This is a genomic window from Limnohabitans sp. (genome assembly GCF_044361985.1).
Lineage (GTDB): Bacteria > Pseudomonadota > Gammaproteobacteria > Burkholderiales > Burkholderiaceae_C > Limnohabitans_A.
Genome location: NZ_JBIKHV010000152.1, coordinates 1 through 3831, shown reverse-complemented (window position 1 = coordinate 3831; position 3831 = coordinate 1). Strand labels below are relative to the sequence as shown.

Annotated in this window: 4 protein-coding genes and 1 pseudogene; all 5 read left to right on the top strand. The window is 56.2% G+C overall.

What is annotated here, in order from left to right; genetic code table 11:
• A pseudogene (locus tag ACIQ3A_RS14235) lies at positions 1-320 on the top strand (C4-dicarboxylate ABC transporter); the annotation flags it as partial.
• 68 nt (positions 321-388) lie between these two features.
• Positions 389-1012 carry a TRAP transporter small permease subunit gene (locus ACIQ3A_RS14230; protein ID WP_396432384.1) on the top strand — a complete coding sequence of 208 codons (624 nt, stop codon included), beginning with the start codon at positions 389-391 and terminating at the stop codon, positions 1010-1012.
• Positions 1009-2964, top strand: a complete 1956-nt coding sequence (locus ACIQ3A_RS14225) for a TRAP transporter large permease subunit (RefSeq protein WP_396432383.1) — start codon at positions 1009-1011, stop codon at positions 2962-2964. Before ACIQ3A_RS14230 ends, ACIQ3A_RS14225 begins: the two co-directional genes overlap by 4 nt.
• A gap of 214 nt (positions 2965-3178) precedes the next feature.
• On the top strand, positions 3179-3385 hold the full coding sequence (locus ACIQ3A_RS14220; protein ID WP_396432382.1) for a formate dehydrogenase: 207 nt from the start codon (positions 3179-3181) through the stop codon (positions 3383-3385).
• A gap of 49 nt (positions 3386-3434) precedes the next feature.
• On the top strand, positions 3435-3831 hold a 397-nt coding region (locus ACIQ3A_RS14215; protein ID WP_396432380.1), incomplete at its 3' end, for a twin-arginine translocation signal domain-containing protein.

The window sequence follows — 3831 nt, the reverse complement described above, 5'->3', positions numbered from 1 at the left end:
CGATCGCCACAGAAGCCGCCTCGGCCGACATGTCTTGGAAAGCCATCGACCGCTATTCCAAAGATTATGTGGAATTGCAGACCAAAGACAAGGTCAAGTTCTTCAAGACACCCGACGCGATCTTGCAAGAGCAGTTGAAGGTCTGGACCGAAATTTTGAACAAGAAATCTGCTGAAAACCCTATTTTCAAAGAAGTGGTCGAGTCGCAGAAAGCCTTTGCAGCACGCGCCGTGAAGTGGGATCAAGACACCAACATCAACCGTCGCATGGCGGTGAACCATTTCTTTGGAGCCAAAGCGGCACCAGCGAAAAAAGGTTGATTTTTCTTTGACAGCCTATTCAGCCATCCAGGCTTCCTGGATGGCTGATTTATTTATGTGGTTCCCTTATGCAAAATCTGTTGCTCTTTATTGACAAAGTCAGCACCGTGATCGGCCAGTTTTTTTCCTGGTTGATTGTGGCCCTCACATTCATGATCTCGTGGGAGGTTTTCTCTCGCTATGTTTTGGACAGTCCCCATTCGTGGGCCTTTGACGTGATGAGCATGATGTACGGCACGCTCTTCATGATGGCCGGTGCCTACACCTTGTCTAAGAACGGTCATGTGCGTGGCGATGTGCTTTATGGTTTTTTCCCGCCACGTTTGCAAGCCTGGCTCGACCTGACGCTTTACATATTGTTTTTTATACCTGGCGTGGTCGCCTTGGCCTATGCAGGTTACGGTTTTGCGGCTGAATCGTGGGCCATCAACGAACACTCCAACATCACGGCCGACGGCCCGCCGGTCTACCCCTTCAAAACCATCTTGCCGCTGGCTGGGGCTTTTTTGCTGGCGCAGGGGCTGGTTGAAATCGTTCGTTGCATTGTTTGTATCCAACAAGGCGAATGGCCCAAGCGCGGTGATGACGTGGACGAGGTGGATGTCGAAAAACTCAAACAAATGGTCAACGTCAAGGACGAAGACATCGCCAAACTCGATGCGTTGGTGATTGGCCAGGGAACTCACAAATGAAAAAAGAAGTCTGGTTTGGCCTGACCATCATGGCCCTGGTCGTGTTGTCGGCCTTTGTATTGTTGCCCGCACCTTCCGAGATGAGCAACGGCCATCTGGGTTTGCTGATGCTGGCCTTGGTGGTGGTCGCGATCATGTTGGGTTTTCCGACGGCGTTCACCCTGATGGGCATGGGCATGATCTTCGCCTGGATCGCCTACAAAAGCCAAAACCCCGATTTGGCGGTTCAACAAACCCTGGACTTGATGGTTCAGCGCGCGTACTCGGTCATGTCCAACGATGTACTGATCTCGATCCCGCTGTTTGTCTTCATGGGCTACCTCATTGAGCGTGCCAACCTGATCGAAAAACTGTTCAAGAGCATGCACTTGGCCATGGCCCGCTTGCCGGGTTCTTTGGCGGTGGCCACCATCGTGACCTGCGCCATTTTTGCCACGGCCACGGGCATCGTGGGTGCGGTGGTCACGCTCATGGGCTTGCTGGCCTTGCCCGCCATGCTGCGCGCTGGCTACAGTGTGCAGCTGTCGGCCGGTGCCATCACCGCTGGTGGTTGCTTGGGTATTTTGATTCCGCCTTCGGTGATGTTGATCGTCTACGGCGCGACCGCAGGCGTGTCGGTGGTCAAGTTGTATGCGGGGGCATTTTTCCCCGGCTTGATGCTGGCCACCTTGTACGTCATTTACGTGGTGGTGATTGCCAAAATCAAGCCCCACTTGGCACCGCCCATGTCTGCAGAAGACCGCATCGTGCCTTTGCCTGCCTTTGCGCAAGTGGTGTCCAAGGACATCAGCAACACGGTGTTGCCAGGCTTGATCGGCGCCATCAAAGGCAAACGCAATGCGGCCGTGCCCATGCGTGATCTGCTCAACCATTTGGTCATTGCCCTGCTGCCTGCTTTGGCTGTGGCTGCGATCATGGGCGCTATTTATTTCAAGGTCACGGCCCCACTGCCACCCGAGGTGGTGGAGGGTGTGGTGGCCATGGGTGGCGAACTGTCAGACTCTGCTGAGGATCAAGAAGAAGAGGACAGCGTCAGCGGCCTGGCTGAGCCCGAAGCCGATGGCTTGCAAACGCCTCCTGGATCGAGTGCAACGGCCAAGGCAGCCCCCGATGCGGTGACCGCTGAGCCCGTCAAGGAGCAGGTGCCTGCTGTGGCCAGTGCCGCTGCCGAAGCCCCTGTGGCCGTGGCTGAGCGGCAGGCTGCCCCGACCTCCTTCTGGATAGGCCTGGCCAGTTGCGCAGTGGCCCTGGCCATCTTTTATGCCTACTTCAGCTTCGCGCGGCTTGAGATTTTCAAGATGCTGCTGGGCTCTTTTTTCCCGCTGGCGCTGATGATCCTGGCGGTGCTCGGTACCATCGTGTTTGGCCTGGCCACACCGACCGAGGCGGCGGCCATGGGTTCGTTGGGAGGCTTGTTGCTGGCAGCCGCCTACCGACGGCTCAACTATGTGGTGTTGCGCGAGTCGGTTTACCTGACCGCCAAAACCAGTGCCATGGTCTGTTGGCTGTTTGTGGGCTCGAGCATTTTCTCGGCAGCGTTCGCGTTGTTGGGCGGGCAGGAGATCATCAACACCTGGGTGCTGGGCATGGACCTGACACCCGTGCAGTTCATGATCCTGGCGCAAGTGGTTATTTTCTTGCTGGGCTGGCCACTGGAGTGGACCGAGATCATCGTGATTTTCATGCCGATCTTTATTCCCTTGCTGCCGCACTTCGGCATCGATCCGCTGTTCTTTGGCTTGCTGGTTGCCTTGAATCTGCAGACCGCTTTCCTGAGCCCGCCTGTCGCCATGGCCGCCTTCTATCTCAAGGGGGTCAGCCCACCGCATGTGACGCTAAACCAGATCTTCGCAGGCATGTTGCCTTTCATGGCGATCCAGGTTCTGGCGATTGTTTTGCTCTACATGTTCCCAGCGATTGGTTTGTGGCTGCCTAGCGTTCTTTACAAATAAAAAACCAAAGGTGAGCCAACACACGCAGCGCATTGATTCTGTGTGTGTTGGCTTTATTTGAGATTCTGAATTCTTTAGGAGTCGCCAGCTTGACTCAGATCTTTTCGAACTAAGGGTTTTCCGCTTGAGGTGAATCCTTCGAGCCGTTACCATGACCTATGCAGCGCCTTGCCTAAGCTGGCCAGTTGCTTGTGAATCACTTAATGGAGTCTTTATGTCTTCCAAAACAACTTCCCTTTCGCGTCGTGGCCTGTTTTCGGGTGCTGCCACTGTGGGTGCCGTGGCTGCAGTCACGGCTGTGTTGCCCGGGGTCGTTCAGTCGACGGCACCTGCCGCTGCTGCCTTGCCCAAACCCACTCGGGGTGGTGGCTACACCTTGAGCGAGCACGTTCAGCAGTATTACAAGACCACCCGCGTCTGATCCTGCTTCTGTTTTCATCCCTGTTCATCCCACCCAACTGGAGCCCTCCATGTTGCTGACCAAAAAACAAACCGGCACGGCCGGCGCTGTCTCTTCCCCCTTCATCCACAGCTTGCGCCGTGGTTTGTCGCAGGCTTTGCCCACATTGGACCGACGCAGTTTTCTGCGCCGTTCAGGTTTGGGCGTTGGCGTCGGTCTGGCTGCATCCCAGCTGAGCCTGGTGCAAAAAGCCCAGGCAGCCACTGGCTTGGCCAACATCGGTGCAGGCAAGGTCGAAGTCAAACGCACTGTGTGCACCCACTGTTCGGTCGGGTGCGCAGTCGATGCGGTGGTCGAGAACGGTGTCTGGGTACGCCAGGAGGCGGTTTTTGATTCGCCCATCAACCTGGGCGCCCACTGCGCCAAGGGTGCAGCCCTGCGTGAGCATGGTCATGGCGAGTACCGCT